A 17,753-nucleotide genomic window follows, 5' to 3' on the forward strand; every position below is an offset into this window, starting at 1 on the left:
GTGCCTCATGAGGTGCTGCTCGACACGTGCGCGGTCATCGACCTGGACCAGCTCGACCTGGGCGATCTGGCCCAGGCGCGGCCGCTGGTGAGCGCGGTGTCGATCGGCGAGCTGGCGTACGGCCTCGACGTCGACGACCCGGTCGAGCGGGCGGCGCGCACGGAGCGCTACTACGCCGCCCTGCGGCGGTTCGAGGTGGTGCCGTTCGACACGGCGGCGGCCAAGGTCTACGGCACGATGGCGGCCCTCGTGCGCCGGGCGGGCCGCAGTCCCCGGCCGCGGCGGCTCGACCTGCAGATCGCGGCGACGGCGGCGGCGAGCCGGCTGCCGCTGGTCACCCGCAACGCCGCCGACTTCGCGGGTCTCGACCGGCTCCTCGACGTGATCTCCGTATAACGACCTATACGGTGGCGCCTTGCCGGATTCCCGGCGGCGAACCACCCGGTGCGTCCCGTTCCAGCCGTCCCCGTCCCACGGCTGAGGACGAGGACGGCACGCCACCTACCGCCAGTCGTTGTCCTTGTTGTTCTTCCAGTCGCCGATCACCGGTGGCGCGATCGCCTTCTCGCCCGCGAAGAGCTCGTCGCCGCCTTCGAGGTATCCGGCGACCCGGTGCTCCTTGTCCTCTTCCCGCTGCCGTCCCCCTGCCGCGGCGGGGCCCATCATCCCGGGCGCCCCGCGGCCGCCCTGGGCAGCCGCACCACCCGGCGGGCGGCCCGCGGCGCTCTCGGCAGGCCCGCCGGGCCTGCCCGAGCCGGAACCGGTCGCCGTGGGGGAACCGCCGGGGGCCGGGGAACCTGCCGGGCCGCCGGACCGTGGTGACGAACCCGCCCCGCCCGTCTCCCGGGCAAGGCTGCCGACACCTCCCGGGAACGGGCCGCCGAGTGCGGCCCCGCCGCTGCCGCCGCTGGTCATGCCCCCCGTGGTGCCGAGCCGCCCGGCGATGCTGTCGCCGTTAACGCCGCCCGCCCAGCCCGGTGCGGAGGCCTTGCCGATGCCCGGACGGTCGAGTTCGGGCGGCCCGAACGCCGAGGCGGACGTCGTCGAGTCACCGGAGCCGACGCCGGGTACGGTGCCGCCGCGGGCGAACGGGCTCCCGGCCGAGGGCGGATCCGGCACGGGGATCGACGGGGTGTACTGCGCGGTGCGGGCCGGGGGCTCGACGATGCCGCCCATGGTGGGCTGGTCCACCGTGCCGTACGGTGCGAGCCCGTCGTGCTCGCCTGCGGGTGCGCCGAACGGCGGGTGCGCGGACACGGCCCCGGCGGCGGGCAGGTCCGGTACCGGGACCGCTGGTCCCACCCCGGCCGGGACCGCGCTTCCCGCGCCGGCGCCCTCCGGGCCCGCGGCGCCGTCCGCGACCGCGTCACCCGGCGTCGTGCCCGCGACCGGGATGTCCGCTCGTGCCAGGGTGCCCGCGATCCGGGAACCGGCCGCCACGGACGCGCCGGGAGCGCCCGCGGCGCCGCCGGGCAACCGGGAGCCCCCGGTGGCGTCGCCGGTGGCACCGCCCAGCTTGGGTGGCGGCGGGAACAGCGGCATGGTGATCGCCGCACCGATCGTGTCGTCGAACTGCGTCATGACCCGCGCGGCCTGTTCCCGCGCGGCTTGCTGCGCGTGCATCGTCGCGATCGCCTGCTGGGCTGCCTGCGCGTACGCCACGGGATCGGTGATCCGCTGCAGCGCGGCGTTGGCCTCCTGCACGGAGAACGGCACGGGCGGATTCGCGGCCATCCGCTTCTGCGTTTCGTTGAGCATCTGCGAGTGGATCTGCTGCTGGCGGCCGGTGAGCACCGCCCCGGCCGCGGTGGCGCCGAGCCACCGCGCGACGTCGGCAAGGTGCCTGCGCGCGGCGTCGGCACCGTCGCCGGTCCAGTCGCCCATGCTGTCCTCGATGGCGTCGGCGACAGCCCGCTGGTGCTGGGACAGCTCGTTGCCGAGCCGCACCCACTCCTCCGAGGTCTCCGCGATGGCGACGGAGTCGGCGTCGGTACCGATGGCGTGTTCCATCTGCTCGTGCGAAGCGTTGTCCCACAGGGTTCGGGGTGCCTGGCCGGGAGCCCGGACCTCGAGGTCGTCGTCGAGTCCCTGGCGGGCTTCGGACACCGCGTCCAGGTACCGGCGCTGGATCTCCGCGTCCTTCTCCTGGGCGGACAGCGCCCGTACCAGCGGGTCCCGGTCGGCCAGCCAGGTGACCTCGGCCCGGATGTCGTCGCCGGACAGTGCGGTCCCGTCGACGGGTCCCACGTAGAACGGCGACGAGGGGTCGGCGGTGACGTCGTAGTACGGACTCCGCGGGTCGTAGGACGCGCTGTGCGGATCCGACACCGCGCGGGTCGGTTCGGCGGATGTGGACACGGAGTGGCACCTCGTTCCGGTGACGGCCGCCGCGGCGGCGGACTGGCTGGGTGTCAGGACCGGGCGACGCGCTCGATCGACGTGCGGGCCCCGGTCTCGGCATCGGCGTAGCGACGCTTGGCGGCGCGGATCGCCTCCACGTACTGCGGCAGTTCGGCGCGGGCACGCTGCAGCTGTGTCAGCAGGCCCCGGTCGTCGGTGGCGGTGTTCGCGGTGTGCCGGGCGACCCATCGCGCCGTCGCCGTCGTGCTCAGCGGGGGCACGGTGCCCAGCTTCTGGAGTGCGGCCCACCGGGCGTCCAGTGTGTCGATCATCTCCTCGAGGGCCCGGATCATGCGGTCGCCCGTCGTCTCGTCCACGGCGAAGCCGCCGCTGTCGGCCAGGCGCTTGAGCTCCACGCCGCTGAGCGCGCGGACCGCCGTGACGGCGGCCGCCATCTGGCGGGCGGCCTGGACGTTCTCGTCACTCATCGGTTCCCTCCGGGGTCAGCAGGCTCAGCAGGCTCAGTAAGCGCGGGAAACCGCGTCCCGCAGGGCGCGAGTCACCTCGTGGTGACCCGCGGGCTCGTAGCGGGCGACGATGTCGTGCCCGAGTTCCTCGGTGTGGACGAGGTAGCGGCCGGTCTCGGTGTCGAGCCAGCTCACCGAATGCGGCGCACCGCGGTCGCCCCTGCCGGTCACCGTGATGTGCCCGCCGCCGAGCCGTCGCCCGGCCAGCGCCCGCCGTAACCGGTGTTCGTCGCTGTCCGCCCGGTGCCCGCGGGGGGCCGGTGGTTCCACCAGATCGGCGATCCGCAGGTCGCCGAAGGCCGCGGTCTCCTCGTCGTCGTGGCGCTGCGCGGCCGCCCGCCGCGCGGCCAGCGCGGAGCGGGGCCCGGTGACACTCCACCGCACCGTCGCGGGCGTTCCCTCGGCCGCCCGGAGCGCGGGCAGCACGCCGGCGAGCACGTCGACGAGGTCGTCGTCGGAGAACAGCGCGAACAGCAACTCGTCCCCGCCCGGGGGCTGGGTGACGCCGAGCGCCCGCGCCCCGTCGGTCAGTGCGAGCACCGCGATGTCGGCGCCGAGCCCGTCGATGCCGGAGATGGCCGCGGTGACGCGGGGCTCGGTGAACAGTTCGAACGCCTCGGTGAGCCGGGGATGCAGCCGGTCTCCGGCGACGAGACCGCGTCGCGCCAACCGTTCCGTCACGAGCGCGGCCAGCTTCATCCGGCGGAGCGGATCCGCCGTGCTGTGGCGGAAGCGCAGCGGGAAGCGCCGCACCTCGACGCCGAGCGCCTGACCGATGACGCTCGCCTCGACGCTGTCCAGCACGAACTCGAAACTTTCGGACACGTTGCCGGAGGCCGCCTTTCCGGGAAGGTCACCAACTCAGGAAACGAAGCGGACAATAGCAGTGGTTCGCTCAGCGCGGTACACGACGTGCCACTGTGGACTCCCGATGCTCAGATGAGCGTTTTTCGCCGACATTCCGGGGTTGTCTGGACCTCGCCGCGGAGAGTCGCTAGGTTGGCAGCCGTGCCCCCGCGGCCGCCGGCTTCCTTCCCTTGTGGAGGGAGGTCGGTCTTGTTTGTCGCTGACTTTCACCGTCGATATGTCCGCGCGAAACCCTTTGTTCACCGGAACGTGCAGCAGGCCGAAGCCTTCCCTGGGAGTGGATGTGCATCCGAATCTGAAGCCTGGCGAGGACTTTGTGCATTTCCTCGACAGGCAGGCCAAGGAGATGCGGGAGAAGGCGGCCGCGCTCAGCGAGGCGTTCACCGACTCCGCGGCGACGGTCAGCTCGCGGGACGGTTCGGTCACCGCGACGGTGGCGCCCAACGGAGCGCTGCGCGATCTCCGGCTGGGCCACCGGGCCTGCGAGCTGGGGCCCGCCAGGCTGACCGCGGCGATCATGGAGACGGTCCGCCTCGCGCAGCGCCAGACCGCGCGCTCCGTCACCGACGCCTTCGTCGCCGTCAGCGGCGACAGTGAGGCCGCCGACCTGATCCGCAGCTACCTGCCACCCGAGACGGAACCAGGTGAGCCAGGGGAGCAGGGCGCGGACGCCGCGGAACCGCCACCTTCACCGCCACCGGCACCACCGCCGCCACCGGCATCGGTGCCGCCCCGGCAGCAGCCACCTGCGCGGCGCCGCCGGGCGTCCGACGAGAACGACGAGGACGAGGCGAGGCCCTGGTGAGCGGTGGTTTCCACGTCGAACCGGACCGGCTGGTCGAGTTCGGCAGACATCTCGGCACGCTGGAGAGCGCGCTGCGGGACAGCGCGGCGACGGTCGGTGGCTGCGTCGCGGACGTCGGGATCTTCGGCCTGATCGGCCAGCTGTTCGGTGCCGGGGCGAGCAAGTTCTGCGCCGGCGCCGAACGTCAGCTCGGCGAGTACGCGACCGTCATCGCCGGTTTCGCCGACGACCTCGCCACGGCGGCGAAGGAGTACGAGGCCACGGAAGAGGACACTCGCACGTCGATCGCGGAGTACGAGGTATGAGCGGCGAGTACCGGCCAGGCGATGTCGGTCTGCACGATCCCCGGCACCTGGTCACCGACGACGACCACAAGTTCGCCGGCGGCGGGATCTTCGACGCGGGCGCGGGGCTGGCCAAGTCCGTCGAGGAGAACAACAAGGTCGGCATCGGCATCGGTTCCGCAGGCCTCGCGCTGGAGACACTGGGCCTCGCGCTCGACCCGATCGGAAGCCTGCTGGCGGCGGGCATCGGCTGGCTCATCGAGCACATCTCGGTGCTGCGCTGGCCGCTGGACGTGATGTGGGGTGACCCGGTCGGCATCAGCGCGGCCGAGAAAGCCATCGAGGACGAGAAGGAGAAGCTGGCCCAGTGGTCGGAGGGCCACCGGAAGGCGCTCGACACGTTGCTGCAGGGCTGGTCGGGGGACGCCGCCGACCAGTTCCGGAAGAACATGGACGCGGTCGGCGAGCAACTGGTCGTGCTGGGCGACTACATCGACTCCGCCGGCAAGCAGATGAAGATCGCCGGCGGCATCGTCGGCGCCATCCGCGGCGTCGTCCGCGACATGATCGCGATGCTGCTCGCGACGATCCTCAAGGGTGCGCTCATCGCGATGGCGCTCGCGCCGGTGACCTTCGGCGCCTCGATCGCGCTCTTCATCACCACGACCATCGGCGCCGTCGCCGTGGCGCTCGGCAAGATCGGCGCGAAGATGGCGCAGCTGACCAAGTGGCTCGGTGAGCTCGCCACCTCGATGGGCACGCTCGGCAAGGCGGGCGACGACTTCGCCGCTGCGGCCGGGAACGGCGGCAAGGCGGGTGGGGGAGCCGCGCCGCCGGGACCGGGATCCGGGCACAGATCGCCGTCGCCCGAGCCGGCACCACCGAAGCCGGACGCGCCGTCCGGGGGGCCGGAACCCGGCCCTGCGCCGTCGAAACCGGACGATCCGGCGCCGGCACCACCTCCTGCCCCGAAGCCGGATGACGCCGTGCCGCCCGGATCGCCGAAGCCGGACGGGGCGCCGCCCCCACCGACAGCGCCCCCACCGGCGGCGCCCCCACCGACAGCGCCGCCCGCGCCGAAGCCGGAGACCTCGCCGCCCGCTCCGGCGAAGCCCGACGAGCAGGCAGCCTCGTCGGCACCGGCACCGGCACCGGCACCGGACCGTCCCGGATCACCGAAGCCGGACGGGGCCCAGGCCGCACCGGAACCACCGGCGCCGCAGCCCCCACCACGACCGGAGGCCGCGCCCGCCGCGGCGCCGCCGAAGCCGGACGGGGCCGCGCCGCCGAGGCCGGACGACAACCCGCCGCCCGCTCCCGCCTCGCCGAAGCCCGACGACAGCGCACCCGCGGGTCCGGCGAAGCCCGGGGACGACGCGGCACCCGGCACGCCGGCCGAACCACCACCGCTCAAGCGGCCGATTCCCGATGACGTCACGCAGTTCATCCGGGACAAGCTCGCCGAGCAGCCGGGCGTGACGCCGGAGATCCTGGACAAGTTCGACACCGTGAGCAAGTGGTCGGCCGACCAGATGGCGAAGGTCCTCGGCGCCGAGAACACGCGCAAGCTCGAAGAGGCGGTCAAGGTGATGACCGACCCGTGGTTCGGCAAGCGGGGACTGACCGGGAAGACGATCGTCGACCTCATCAAGGGCGTGCCCGCGAACGCCGCACCGTCGGACGACGAGTGACGGGAAGGGCACCCTCCCCGCATCCAGCGGGGGAGGTGCCCTTCCCGTCGGCGGCCGCCCGTCAGGCGCTGGGGACGGAGGCGACCCCGGGCGCGAGGAACGGCTTGCCGTTGACCTTCTCGGAGACCCCGGAGCGGTCGAGGTACGGCGTGATGCCCCCGAGCCAGAACGGCCAGCCCGCACCGAGAATCAGGCACAGGTCGATGTCCTGAGCCTCGGCGACCACGCCCTCGTCGAGCATGATCCGCACCTCCTCGGCGAGGGCCGACAGCGCCCGCTCGCGCACCTGCTCGGCGGTGGAGGGCCGGTCATCCTGCCGCCACAGCTCGGCGACCTCCGGGTCGAGCCGCTGGTTGCCCTGCTCGTCCCACGTCCACACCGCGTTCTTGCCCGCCTCCACGAAGCGGCGCAGGTTGTCGCTCACCCCGAAACGGTCCGGGAACGCCTCGTGCATGGTCTCCGCCACGTGCAGGGCCACCGGCGGGCCGACGAGCTGCAGCAGCGTCATCGGCGACATCGGCAGGCCCAGCGGGTCGAGTGCCGAGTCGGCGACGTCGAACGGCGTGCCCTCGTCCACGGTCGCGAGCACCTCGCCGAGGAAGCGGGTGAGCAGGCGGTTCACCACGAACGCGGGGGCGTCCTTGACCAGCACGCACGACTTCCTCAGTTGCTTGCCGACGGCGAACGCCGTGGCCAGCGTGGTGTCGTCGGTGCGCTCGCCACGCACGATCTCCAGCAGCGGGAGCACGGCGACCGGGTTGAAGAAGTGGAAGCCCACGACCCGTTCGGGGTGCCGCAGGCCGGCCGCCATCTGCGTGACCGACAGCGACGAGGTGTTGGTGGCGAGCACCGCCTCGGCGGAGACGTGCTGCTCCACCTCGGCGAACACCTGCCGCTTGACGCCGAGCTCCTCGAACACCGCTTCGATCACGAAGTCGGCGTCGGCGAAGTCGGCCTTGTCCAGCGAGCCGGTGACCAGCGCCTTGAGCCGGTTGGCCTCGTCCGGCGAGATCCGCCCCTTGCTCAGCAGCTTGCCCACCTCATCGTGCACAGAGGACACACCCTGGTCGATGCGGTCCTGGTCGATGTCGGTGAGCACCACCGGCACCTTGAGCCTCCGCACGAACAGCAGGGCCAGCTGGCTGGCCATCAGGCCGGCGCCGACGATGCCGACCTTGCCCACCTTCCTGGCCAGCGACCTGTCCGGGGCGCCGGCAGGCCGCTTCGCGCGCTTGTTGACGAGGTTGAACGAGTACAGCCCGGCCCGGAGCGTGTCGGTCATCAGCACGTCGGCCAGCGCCTCGGTCTCGGCGGCGTAGCCGGTGTCCAGATCGGCGTTGCGGGCCAGTTCGAGCAGCTCGACCGCCTTGTTCGCACCGGGGGAGGCACCCTTCGTCTTGCCCTCGACGACGGCCTTCGCGCGGCCGATCGCGGCGTCCCATCCGGAACCGCGGTCGATCTCCGGTCGCGCGGGCGTGTGCTCGCCCCGGACGACCCGCACCAGCCAGGCCAGCGACTGCTCGAGGAAGTCGGCCGAGCCGAACAGCTCGTCGGTGATGCCGAGTTCGAGGGCCTGCGCGGGCTTGAGCATCTTGTTCTGGTTCAGCGCGTTCTCGATGATCACCGTCACCGCGGCGTCCGGCCCGACCAGGTTCGGCAGCAGCTGGGTGCCGCCCCAGCCGGGGAACAGACCGAGGAACACCTCGGGCAGCGCGATGGCCGCGACGTTGTCGGCGAGCGTCCGGTAGTGGCACGACAGCGCCAGCTCCAGCCCGCCGCCCATCGCCGCGCCGTTGACGAACGCGAAGGTGGGGATCGCCGACTCGGTGAGCCTGCGGAACACGTCGTGGCCCGTCTGCGCGATCTGCACCGCCAGGTCGCGCCGGGCGATCTGCTCGACGCCGGAGAGGTCGGCGCCCACGGCGAAGACGAACGGCTTGCCGGTCACCGCGATGGCGGCCGGCTCGGCGGCGAACGCCTCGTCGAGCGCCGCGTTGAGGCTCACCAGGCTCTGCGGGCCGAACGTCGAGGGACGGTTGTGGTCGTGCCCGTTGTCGATGGTGATCAGCGCGACCGGCTTGTCCAGGCCGGGCACGGAGACCAGGCGGGTCGTCGCGTGCGTGACGACCTCGTCGGGGAAGGCGTCTTTCGCCTCTGCTGCGGAAATCACTTGTGTCCCTCCCAAGCGGGGTTCTCCCAGATCACCGTTCCGCCCATGCCGATGCCGATGCACATGGTCGTCATGCCGTAGCGCACCTCGGGCCGCTGGGCGAACTGGCGCGAGAGCTGGGTCATGAGCCGCACACCGGAGGAGGCCAGCGGGTGGCCGCACGCGATGGCGCCGCCCCACGGGTTGACGCGCTCGTCGTCCTCCGGGATGCCGAAGTGGTCGAGGAAGGCGAGCACCTGGACGGCGAACGCCTCGTTGATCTCGAACAGGCCAATGTCTGAGATGGACAGTCCGGCGCGGGCGAGCGCCTTCTCGGTGGCCGGCACCGGGCCGACGCCCATCACCTCGGGGTCGACCCCGGCGAAGGCGTAGCCGACGAGGCGCATGCCCACCGGCAGGCCGAGCTCGCGCGCGGTGTCCTCGTCCGCGAGCAGCGCGCCGGTCGCGCCGTCGTTGAGGCCCGCCGCGTTGCCCGCGGTGACCCGCCCGTGCGGCCGGAACGGTGTCTTCAGCCCGGCGAGCTGCTCGACGGTGGTGCCGGGACGCGGCGGCTCGTCCTGCGTGGCCAGGTCCCAGCCGAGCTCGGTGCGGATGGCGACGGGCACCAGGTCGGGCCCGATGTTGCCCTCCTTCACCGCGGTCGCGAACCGCTCCTGGCTGCGCGCGGCGTAGGCGTCGGTGCGCTGCCTGGTGATGCCGGGGAACCGGTCGTGCAGGTTCTCCGCGGTCTGGCCCATCACGAGGGCCGACTCGTCCACCAGCTTGTCGGCGACGAACCGGGGGTTCGGGTCGACGCCCTCGCCCATCGGGTGGCGGCCCATGTGCTCGACCCCGCCGGCGATCACGACGTCGTAGGCGCCGAAGGCGATTCCGCCCGCGGTGGTGGTGACGGCGGTCATCGCGCCCGCGCACATGCGGTCGATGGCGAAGCCGGGGACGGTCTTCGGCAACCCGGCCAGCAGCGCCGCGGTGCGGCCGATGGTCAGGCCCTGGTCGCCGGTCTGCGTGGTCGCGGCGATCGCCACGTCGTCGACGCGCTCCGGCGGCAGCTCGGGGTGCCTGCGCAGCAGCTCGCGGATGACCTTCACGACGAGGTCGTCGGCCCGGGTGTTGGCGTAGATGCCCTTGTCGCCTGCCTTGCCGAACGGGGTTCGGACCCCTTCGACGAAGGCCACGGTGCGCCCGGCACGCGCGGTCGGCGCGGCCGGGTTGACGGGTGCGGCCACGGGTGCTCCTTCGAAAGAACGGAAAACTCGGATACCCGCACGATAGCCCTAGTTACTGACCGGTAACTAGGGTGGTGGCACTGTCGAGTGGCTCACACGCGCAGCCGCAGGGCCTTGCTGAGTTCGTCGGCGGTGAGCTCGATCTGCCAGGGCCGCGCGCCGCCCTCGCGCAGCACCTCGGCGACGCCCTCGGGCGAGCGGTCCTCCGGCGGCCGCCAGCACGTTCGCCGCAGCAGGTCGGGCAGCAGCAGGTTCTCCACCGGAAGCCGGTGGTGCTCGGCGATCCGCGCGAGCGCGGTCCTCGCCGCGGCCAGCCGGGCGGCTGCGTCCGGGTCCTTGTCGGCCCACCGGTTGACCGGGGGCGGGCCCTCGTTGCCGACCGCGGGGTCGGGCAGCTCCGCCGAGGGCAGCACCCGCGCGGCCTGCAGGTGCCGCAGCCAGTTGGCCGTGTAGCGGCGTTGCACCCGGCCGCCGAACACCGGCAGCGCCTGCAGGTCGGCGACCGTCCTCGGGTCGGCGAGCACGGCGTTGATGATCGCGCTGTCGGGCAGGACGCGGCTCGGCGCGCGGTCCCGCTTGCGGGCGAGCGCGTCGCGGGCCTCCCACAGCGCGCGCACCGCGGCCAGCCCGCGGGCGGTGCGGATCTTGTGGATGCCGGACGTGCGGCGCCACGGCTCCGCGCGCGGCGGCGCGGGCGGCGAGGTGCGCACGGCCTCGAACTCCTGGCGCGCCCATTCGAGCTTGCCCTGGGTGGCCAGCTCGGCCTCCAGCTTCTCGCGCAGCGGCAGCAGCAGCTCGACGTCCAGCGCGGCGTAGTCGAGCCACGCGGTGGGCAGCGGGCGTTTCGACCAGTCGGCGGCGCTGTGGCCCTTCTCCAGGCGGTAGCCCAGCAACAGCTCGACCAGCGTGCCCAGCGCGACGCGCTCGTACCCGGCGAGCCGCCCGGCGAGTTCGGTGTCGAACAGGGCGGGCGGGCGGAGGCCGAGCTCGTCGAGGCACGGCAGGTCCTGCGAGGCGGCGTGCAGCACCCACTCGGTGCTGCCGAGCACCTCGGCCAGCGGGCCCAGCTCGTCGCGCAACGGGATGGGGTCGATGAGGACGGTGCCCGCACCCTCCCTGCGCAGCTGGACGAGGTACGCCTTCGGCCAGTAGCGGTAGCCGGACGCCCGCTCGGTGTCGACGGCGAACGCGCCGGTGCCCGCGGCGAGCCGCTCGCAGGCACGGCGCAGCTCCGCGACGTCCGAGACGACCGGCGGTGTGCCGTCCGCGGGCTCCGTCAGCGGGACGGGCGCGGACTCCGCCGGCGTGCCGGGGCCATGATCTGCGGTGTCCACAGTGTTGGACCCTACGGGACGGGCTTACCGCGCCTGGTCAGCCCGCCCCGTAGCGCACCGTGTTCAGCGGATGACACCCGCGCGCATCGCCAGCGCGACCATCTGCGCCCGGTCACCGGTGCCGAGCTTGCGGCCGATCCGCGACAGGTGGGACTTCACCGTGAGCGCGGAGAGGCTGAGCTCCTCACCGATCTCCTTGTTCGACTGCCCGTCCGCCACGAGCTGCAGCACCTCCACCTCGCGCGCGGAGAGCTCGCGCGGGGTGTTGTCGGTGCCCGCCACGCGGGTGCCGGTGGCGAGCACCGGGGCCACGCTCGGATCGGCGTACACGCCGCCCTCCAGCACCCTGCGCACGCCGTCGGTGACCACCACCGGCGACGCGGACTTGAGCAGGTATGCCTGGGCACCGGCCTGGAACGCCGAGCGGACCGCGTACGGGTCGTCGGACGACGCGAGCACCACGACACGCGGCCAGCCGTTGCTACGGAGCTCCGTAACCAGCTCGATACCGCTGCCGTCCGGCAGCCCGAGGTCGAGGATCGCCAGGTCACACGGCCCGGTGGCCGTGGCCCTCGCCCTCGCCTCGGCCACCGTGGCGGCCTCGTGCACTGTGCCCGCGCCCATCTGCGCTAGTCGTGCGGCAATCGCCTCCCTCAACAGTGGGTGGTCGTCGACCACCAACACCGAGAACAACTCTTCCCGCGGATGCGGGACCATGCTCGCCGGCAACGCACCGGCTGGCGTGGATCGGACGGCCTGAGTGAAGCCGACGGCAGCCACGTCACTACCTCCCTGGAGTCGGTCGTGCCCCCCGACCGGCACCGGGACTTTCGGCCAATCAGCCGCGCCAGCTTTAGACCGAAAGTGGTGTCGTCGAGAGCACTCTAGCCGCCCAAGTGGGTCAGTGGGGGGATCAAATGGGTATCTATACCGATCGGGTAGTCACTCACTGCCGATTGTGTAGCACGATCAGGTTATTACACGCCCCGTGGCTAACACATCGCGGAGCGAACACGATGAACCGAGATTACCCGTGTTGTTCAGGGCGTGCAGGTGCCGCGTGCAGATGCGGACGGCGGCCGCCGGAGCCGACGCGGCCGGGACGGGTGAGCCCGCCGGGTACCGCTGTCGTCGGCAGAACCCGGCCGCCAGTATTCCGGGTGGGTGGTGCTGCTTCCCGGCCGGGGGAAGTATGACCGGTGCGCGGGCACGTGACCACGGGCCGGGACGGTCAGGTCTGGCGCTGCTCGATCACCGACACGCCGACGGGCGGCAGTCCCGCCACGCTCGCCAGCAGCTGGCAGAACGCCTCGCCGTGCGGGCGCAGGTCCGTGGTGGTCGGCGTCCAGGACGCGCGCAGTTCCAGGTCGTCGGTGCGCGGGGGGCCCGCGATGTCGCCGAAGCGCGCCGAGGACGTCTCGGTGACCGTGCCACCCAGCGCCTTCCAGGACGCGCCCGAGGACTCGAGCGCGTCGGTCAGCCACGACCAGCCGACCGCGGGCAGGAACGGGTCGCTCGCCAGCTCCCGGTCCAGCTCGGCCCGGACGTAGACGACCAGCCGGAGCACGCCCTGCCATGCCTCCTGGCCCTCCGGGTCGTGCAGGAGCACCAGCCTGCCCGTGGCGGGCACCGCCTCGGTGGCCCGCGCGCGCTCGATCGTCCCTGCCGTGCCTGCCGTGCCTGCCGTCTGTGCCGTCTCCGTCGTTTCGGTCGTCTCGCAGCTGAGCGCGTACGACCACGGTGCGAGGCGCTGCGGGGCGCGGATCTCCTCGAGGGACAGCTCCGGCCGGGGCCGCACCGATTGCAGCGCCGCGACGGCGTCGCGGAACGTCTCGGGCGCCTGCGTCATGGCGGTCACCGCCCGACTGTAAACGCCGGGCGGGCGAGGGCGGGCTTTGACGCGCCGGGAAATCGCGCCGCGCGGGCGCGTGGCACGATAGCCGTGATGACGATGTCGTTCCCACCGCGAACCCAGCGGGTCTCGCGCCCGCCCGCCCGCCGCGACCTGTCCGGCGCCCCCTTCCTGGTCGCCGCCCGCGGTGGCAGGCCGTCCCGGCTGCCCGTGTGGTTCATGCGCCAGGCGGGCCGGTCGCTGCCCGAGTACCGCGCGCTGCGGGAGGGCGTGCCGATGCTGCGCGCGTGCCTCGATCCCGAGATGCTGGCCGAGATCACCCTGCAGCCGGTGCGGCGACACGGGGTGGACGCCGCGATCCTGTTCAGCGACATCGTCGTGCCGCTGTACGCCGCGGGCCTGGACATCGACATCGTCCCCGGCACCGGGCCCGTGGTGACCACGCCGGTGCGCACGGAGCGCGAGGTCGACGCGGTGCCCGCCCTCGAGCCCGGGCAGGTGGACGCTGTCGCCGACGGGGTGCGGCTGCTGGTCGACCGGCTCGGTGACGTGCCGCTGATCGGCTTCGCCGGTGCCCCGTTCACGCTCGCGTCGTACCTCATCGAGGGCGGTCCCAGCCGCAACCACGAGCACACCAAGGCCCTCATGCGGGCCGAGCCCGCGCTGTGGCACCGGCTGGCCGACCGGCTCGCCGACGTCGCGCTCGCGTTCCTGCGTGCGCAGCTCGACGCGGGCGTGGACGCGGTGCAGCTGTTCGACTCCTGGGCCGGTGCGCTGTCCCCGCGGGACTACCGCGAGTTCGTGCTGCCGCACTCGGCGAAGGTGCTCGCGGGCGCCGGGGAGTACGGCGTGCCGCGCATCCATTTCGGTGTCGGCACCGGCGAGCTCCTCACCGCGATGCGCGACGCGGGCGCCGACGTGGTCGGGGTCGACTGGCGGGTACCGCTGGACGAGGCCGTCCGCAGGCTCAGCGTGCCGGGCGGGCCGCCGCCGGTCGTGCAGGGCAACCTGGACCCCGCGTTGCTGATGGCGTCGTGGCCGGTGATCGAGGCCGAGGTGCGCCGCATCGCCGCCGAGGGCCGAGCGGCCGCGGGACACGTCTTCAACCTGGGCCACGGGGTGCTGCCCGACACCGATCCGGCCGTGCTCACCCGTGTCGTCGAGCTGGTGCACTCGCTGTGACCCCGGCCCGGGTGGCGGTCGTCGGAGGCGGGATCTCCGGGCTGGCCGCCGCCTACCGGCTGCGCCGCCTGCTCGGCGACGCCGCCGCCATCACCGTGTTCGAGCAGGGCTCCCGCCTCGGCGGCAAGCTGCGCACCGTCGAGCTGGCCGGCCGCCCGTTCGACGTGGGCGCCGAGGCGTTCCTCGCGCGCAGGCCCGAGGCGGTCGCGCTGGCCACCGAGCTGGGGCTCGCCGGGCAGCTCACCCACCCCACTGCCGCGCGGGCGACGATGCGCGCGGGCGGCCGGACCAGTGCCCTGCCGCCGCGCACGCTGATGGGCGTGCCCGCCGACCCCGGCGCGGTCGCGGACGTGCTGTCGGAGGAGGGCGCCCGCGCCGTCGCGGCCGAGCCCGGACTCCCGCGGCCCGCCCTGCCGGACGGCGACGTCGCGCTGGGCGCCCTGCTCCGCGAACGGTTCGGCGACGAGCTGGTCGACCGGCTCGTCGACCCGCTGCTCGGGGGCGTCTACGCGGGCGGAGCCGACGGGCTCGGCCTGCGCGCCACGCTGCCCGGGCTCGCCGCCGCCGTGGACTCCGGAGCCGGCTCGCTCACTGCCGCCGCGGCCGCCCAGCTGCCCGGCACACCCGCTCGCGAGCCCGTGTTCGCCACCCTCACCGGCGGGCTGGGCTCGCTCGTCGACGCGCTGGACAAGCACGCCGCCGCCGACGTCCGGCTGGGCACCACCGTCCGGGCGCTGGACCGGGTGCCCGGCGGGGGCTGGCGGCTCACCGCGGGCGCGGCCGCGCCGGGTCACGCGCCCGCCGAAGCCGAGACGGAGGCCGACGCCGTGGTGCTCGCCGTGCCCGCCCCGGCCGCCGCCCGCCTGCTGGGCGGTGTCGCGCCCGGCGCCGCGGCCGCGCTGGCCGAGATGGAGCTGGCGTCGATGGCGGTCGTGGCACTGGCGCTGCCGCCGGGCACGGCGCTGCCCGACGCCTCCGGCGTGCTGATCGCGGCGGGGGAGCGGCACCGGGATGGCACGCCGTTCACCGCGAAGGCCTTCACGTTCTCCGCGCGCAAATGGGCCCATGTGGCACCGGACGGCGCGCCCCCGCTGATCCGCGGGTCGGTCGGCCGCTTCGGCGAGACCGCGCCGTTGCGCGCCACCGACGACGAGCTCGTGCGGCTGGTCCGGGCCGATCTCGCCGAGCTGACCGGGGTGTCGGCGGAGCCGGTGGCCACGCTGGTGACGCGCTGGGGCGGCGGGCTGCCGCAGTACGCGCCCGGCCACGCCGAGCGGGTGGCCAGGGCGGAACGGGCCGTGGCCGCCGTGCCGGGCCTGGCGATCGCGGGCGCGGCGCTGCACGGTGTCGGCATCCCCGCCTGCATCGCCACCGCCGACGCCGCCGCCCGCCGCGTGGTGGGACGATAGGGGCATGGCGCGCCTCAACTACGCAGAGCTCAACGACACCATCCGCTACACCGCCTGGTCGGTGTTCCGCGTCGAGCCGGGCAGGCTGCCCGACGACCGGAGCGGCCCGGCCAGGGAGACCGCCGAGTACCTGGACGCGCTCGAGGGCAAGGGCGTGGTCGTGCGGGGCGTCTACGACGTGGCGGGGCTGCGCGCCGACGCCGACTTCATGATCTGGTGGCACGCCGAGGAGGCGGAGCAGGTGCAGGCCGCCTACACCGGGTTCCGCCGCACGCCGCTCGGCCGGGTCTCCACCCCGGTCTGGAGTCAGTTCGCGCTGCACCGGCCCGCCGAGTTCAACAAGAGCCACGTGCCCGCGTTCCTCGCCGGGGAGGAACCGCGCCGGTACGTCTGCGTGTACCCGTTCGTCCGGTCCTACGAGTGGTACCTGCTGCCCGACGAGGAACGCCGCAAGATGCTCGCCGACCACGGCCGGGAGGCGCGGGACTACCCGGACGTGCGCGCCAACACCGTCGCCTCGTTCGCGCTCGGCGACTACGAGTGGATCCTCGCGTTCGAGGCCGACGAGCTGCACCGGATCGTCGACCTGATGCGGCACCTGCGCGGCACCGAGGCGCGCAGGCACGTCCGGGAGGAGATCCCGTTCTACACCGGCACCCGCGTGCCGCCTGCCGAGCTGGTGCTGAACCTGCCGTGACGGTCGCGAGCCGGCTCTGGACCGCCCTGACCGGCGGGCCCGCCCCGCCGGTCGAGGTCACCGGCGCCGAGACCGTGCTGCCCGGCCCGTACCGGGTCGCGGCGGCCGCGGCCGCCGCCATCGGCGTCACCACGTACGCGGCCGGGGAGCTGCTGCGGCTGCGCGGGATCGACCCGGGGCGCGTCGCGGTGGACACGCGGCACGCCGCCGCGGCGTTCCGGAGTGAGCACCACGTGCTGGTGGACGGTGCCGTGCCGGGCGAGGCGTGGGCTCCGCTGTCGGACGTCTACCGCGCCGCGGACGGCTGGGTCCGGCTGCACTGCAACTACTCGCACCACGCGGCCGCGGCGTGCCGTGCCCTGGGCGTGCCGGAGGAGCGGGACGCGCTGGCGGCGGCCGTGCGCGACCGGGCGGCGGAGGACGTGCAGGAGGCGGTGGTGGCCGCGGGCGGCGCGGCCGCGGCACTCCGCTCGCGGGCCGCGTGGCGGGCGCATCCGCAGGGCGCGGCCGTGCGGACCCTGCCACCGGTGCGGTTCGACCCGCTCGGCGGTACCCCGCCCGAGCCGCTGCCCTCCGGGGACCGCCCGCTGAACGGGGTGCGCGTGCTCGACCTGACGCACGTCATCGCGGGCCCGGTCGCGGGGCGGACGCTGGCCGCGCACGGCGCCGACGTGCTGCGGATCGGCGCCGCCCGGCTGCCCGCGCTGCCGCTGCTCGACGCCGACACCGGGCTCGGGAAGCGCTCGGCCCACCTCGACCTGCGCACCGACGAGGGCCGGGCGGCGCTGTGGCGGCTCGTGCGCGAGGCCGACGTGCTGATCCAGTCGTACCGGCCGGGCGCGCTCGCGGCGTGGGGCTTCGGCCCGCGGCAGCTGGCCGAGGCGCGCCCCGGGCTCGTCGTCGTGGACATCTCCGCGTACGGCTGGACGGGCCCGTGGGCGGAACGGCGCGGGTTCGACAGCCTCGTCCAGCTCGCGTCCGGCCTCGCGCACGATCCCGGCTCGGCCAGGCCCCGGCCGCTGCCCGCGCAGGCGCTGGACCACGCCACCGGCTGGCTCGCGGCCACCGCGGCGATGCTCGGCCTGCGCAGGCGGGCCATGACCGGTGGGGGCACGCACGCCCGGCTCGCCCTCGCCGGCACCGCCGAGTGGCTCGACTCCCTCGGCCGCCTGGACGGCGACGGCGCGTATCCCGACGTGTCGGACCTGCTCGTGCGTACTCCCGGGCCGCTGGGAACGGTGACGCACGTGGCCCCGCCCGGGGTCCTGCCCGCCGCACCACCGCGCTGGCTGCGGGGCAGCCCGGTGCCGGGCGCGGATCCGGCCGCCTGGCCTCGTGAGTGAGAACCGTGGTTCTCACCACGTTTCCC

At 73.9% G+C, this 17,753-nt stretch carries 16 protein-coding genes; 8 read left to right on the forward strand and 8 right to left on the reverse strand.

The window, feature by feature from the left end; genetic code table 11:
- The first annotated feature begins 12 nt into the window (after positions 1 to 12).
- Positions 13 to 396, forward strand: a complete 384-nt coding sequence (locus B0I33_RS02280) for a PIN domain-containing protein (protein ID WP_342750043.1) — start codon at positions 13 to 15, stop codon at positions 394 to 396.
- A 105-nt stretch (positions 397 to 501) separates the two neighbouring features.
- Here the strand turns inward: B0I33_RS02280 and B0I33_RS02285 are convergent, their stop codons facing one another.
- From B0I33_RS02285 to B0I33_RS02295, 3 genes are read right to left on the reverse strand one after another with little or no spacing between them, the layout of a single operon-like run.
- Entirely contained in the window at positions 502 to 2,358 is a 1,857-nt protein-coding gene (locus B0I33_RS02285) for a hypothetical protein (RefSeq protein WP_106176788.1), read from the reverse strand.
- A 53-nt stretch (positions 2,359 to 2,411) separates the two neighbouring features.
- Positions 2,412 to 2,828: a hypothetical protein gene (locus B0I33_RS02290; RefSeq protein ID WP_106176789.1), complete on the reverse strand. Its 417-nt coding sequence runs from the start codon at positions 2,826 to 2,828 to the stop codon at positions 2,412 to 2,414.
- Positions 2,829 to 2,861: 33 nt separating this feature from the next.
- Entirely contained in the window at positions 2,862 to 3,692 is an 831-nt protein-coding gene (locus tag B0I33_RS02295; RefSeq protein WP_106176790.1) for an ESX secretion-associated protein EspG, read from the reverse strand.
- A 358-nt stretch (positions 3,693 to 4,050) separates the two neighbouring features.
- On the opposite strand from B0I33_RS02295, the gene B0I33_RS02300 reads away from it, so the two are divergent.
- The 3 genes from B0I33_RS02300 to B0I33_RS02310 are packed head-to-tail and all read left to right on the forward strand — an operon-like array spanning position 4,051 to position 6,514.
- Positions 4,051 to 4,539 (forward strand): YbaB/EbfC family nucleoid-associated protein, encoded by a 489-nt coding sequence (locus B0I33_RS02300; protein ID WP_281259335.1) that lies wholly within the window; start codon positions 4,051 to 4,053, stop codon positions 4,537 to 4,539.
- Complete coding sequence (locus B0I33_RS02305) at positions 4,536 to 4,844, forward strand: type VII secretion target (protein WP_106176791.1); 309 nt, start codon at positions 4,536 to 4,538, stop codon at positions 4,842 to 4,844. Before B0I33_RS02300 ends, B0I33_RS02305 begins: the two co-directional genes overlap by 4 nt.
- Positions 4,841 to 6,514 carry a WXG100 family type VII secretion target gene (locus B0I33_RS02310; protein ID WP_106176792.1) on the forward strand — a complete coding sequence of 558 codons (1,674 nt, stop codon included), beginning with the start codon at positions 4,841 to 4,843 and terminating at the stop codon, positions 6,512 to 6,514. The genes B0I33_RS02305 and B0I33_RS02310 overlap by 4 nt, the downstream gene beginning before the upstream one ends.
- Positions 6,515 to 6,575: 61 nt before the next feature.
- Here the strand turns inward: B0I33_RS02310 and B0I33_RS02315 are convergent, their stop codons facing one another.
- The 5 genes from B0I33_RS02315 to B0I33_RS02335 all read right to left on the reverse strand — a co-directional run bounded on the left by B0I33_RS02315 (position 6,576) and on the right by B0I33_RS02335 (position 13,102).
- Complete coding sequence (locus tag B0I33_RS02315; RefSeq protein ID WP_106176793.1) at positions 6,576 to 8,684, reverse strand: 3-hydroxyacyl-CoA dehydrogenase NAD-binding domain-containing protein; 2,109 nt, start codon at positions 8,682 to 8,684, stop codon at positions 6,576 to 6,578.
- Positions 8,681 to 9,910: a thiolase family protein gene (locus B0I33_RS02320; protein ID WP_181193148.1), complete on the reverse strand. Its 1,230-nt coding sequence runs from the start codon at positions 9,908 to 9,910 to the stop codon at positions 8,681 to 8,683. The genes B0I33_RS02315 and B0I33_RS02320 overlap by 4 nt, the downstream gene beginning before the upstream one ends.
- Positions 9,911 to 10,002: 92 nt before the next feature.
- Positions 10,003 to 11,244 (reverse strand): ribonuclease D, encoded by a 1,242-nt coding sequence (locus B0I33_RS02325; RefSeq protein WP_106176794.1) that lies wholly within the window; start codon positions 11,242 to 11,244, stop codon positions 10,003 to 10,005.
- A gap of 63 nt (positions 11,245 to 11,307) precedes the next feature.
- Positions 11,308 to 12,024: a response regulator gene (locus B0I33_RS02330; RefSeq protein ID WP_106176795.1), complete on the reverse strand. Its 717-nt coding sequence runs from the start codon at positions 12,022 to 12,024 to the stop codon at positions 11,308 to 11,310.
- A gap of 451 nt (positions 12,025 to 12,475) precedes the next feature.
- Positions 12,476 to 13,102 (reverse strand): DUF3000 domain-containing protein, encoded by a 627-nt coding sequence (locus B0I33_RS02335; protein WP_181193149.1) that lies wholly within the window; start codon positions 13,100 to 13,102, stop codon positions 12,476 to 12,478.
- 93 nt (positions 13,103 to 13,195) lie between these two features.
- Here B0I33_RS02335 and hemE point away from each other — a divergent pair, with 93 nt between their 5' ends.
- Genes hemE through B0I33_RS02355 form a run of 4 tightly spaced genes read left to right on the forward strand, consistent with a single transcriptional unit; the run spans position 13,196 to position 17,727 of the window.
- Positions 13,196 to 14,278 carry a uroporphyrinogen decarboxylase gene (gene hemE / locus B0I33_RS02340; RefSeq protein WP_106177019.1) on the forward strand — a complete coding sequence of 361 codons (1,083 nt, stop codon included), beginning with the start codon at positions 13,196 to 13,198 and terminating at the stop codon, positions 14,276 to 14,278.
- An 11-nt stretch (positions 14,279 to 14,289) separates the two neighbouring features.
- On the forward strand, positions 14,290 to 15,687 hold the full coding sequence (hemG, locus tag B0I33_RS02345) for a protoporphyrinogen oxidase (protein WP_245900393.1): 1,398 nt from the start codon (positions 14,290 to 14,292) through the stop codon (positions 15,685 to 15,687).
- 4 nt (positions 15,688 to 15,691) lie between these two features.
- Positions 15,692 to 16,384 carry a hydrogen peroxide-dependent heme synthase gene (gene hemQ, locus B0I33_RS02350; protein WP_106176798.1) on the forward strand — a complete coding sequence of 231 codons (693 nt, stop codon included), beginning with the start codon at positions 15,692 to 15,694 and terminating at the stop codon, positions 16,382 to 16,384.
- Entirely contained in the window at positions 16,381 to 17,727 is a 1,347-nt protein-coding gene (locus B0I33_RS02355) for a CoA transferase (protein WP_106176799.1), read from the forward strand. The genes hemQ and B0I33_RS02355 overlap by 4 nt, the downstream gene beginning before the upstream one ends.
- Positions 17,728 to 17,753 lie beyond the last annotated feature (26 nt).

This window comes from Prauserella shujinwangii, assembly GCF_003001955.1.
Classification (GTDB): Bacteria; Actinomycetota; Actinomycetes; order Mycobacteriales; family Pseudonocardiaceae; genus Qaidamihabitans; species Qaidamihabitans shujinwangii.

What these genes read in the sequence shown, in the direction of transcription:
- B0I33_RS02290 (WP_106176789.1), bottom strand. Translation starts at nt 2,828, where the DNA reads ATGAGTGACGAGAACGTCCAGGCCGCCCGCCAGATGGCGGCCGCCGTC.
- B0I33_RS02310 (WP_106176792.1), top strand. Translation starts at nt 4,841, where the DNA reads ATGAGCGGCGAGTACCGGCCAGGCGATGTCGGTCTGCACGATCCCCGG.
- hemE (WP_106177019.1), top strand. Translation starts at nt 13,196, where the DNA reads ATGTCGTTCCCACCGCGAACCCAGCGGGTCTCGCGCCCGCCCGCCCGC.
- hemQ (WP_106176798.1), top strand. Translation starts at nt 15,692, where the DNA reads ATGGCGCGCCTCAACTACGCAGAGCTCAACGACACCATCCGCTACACC.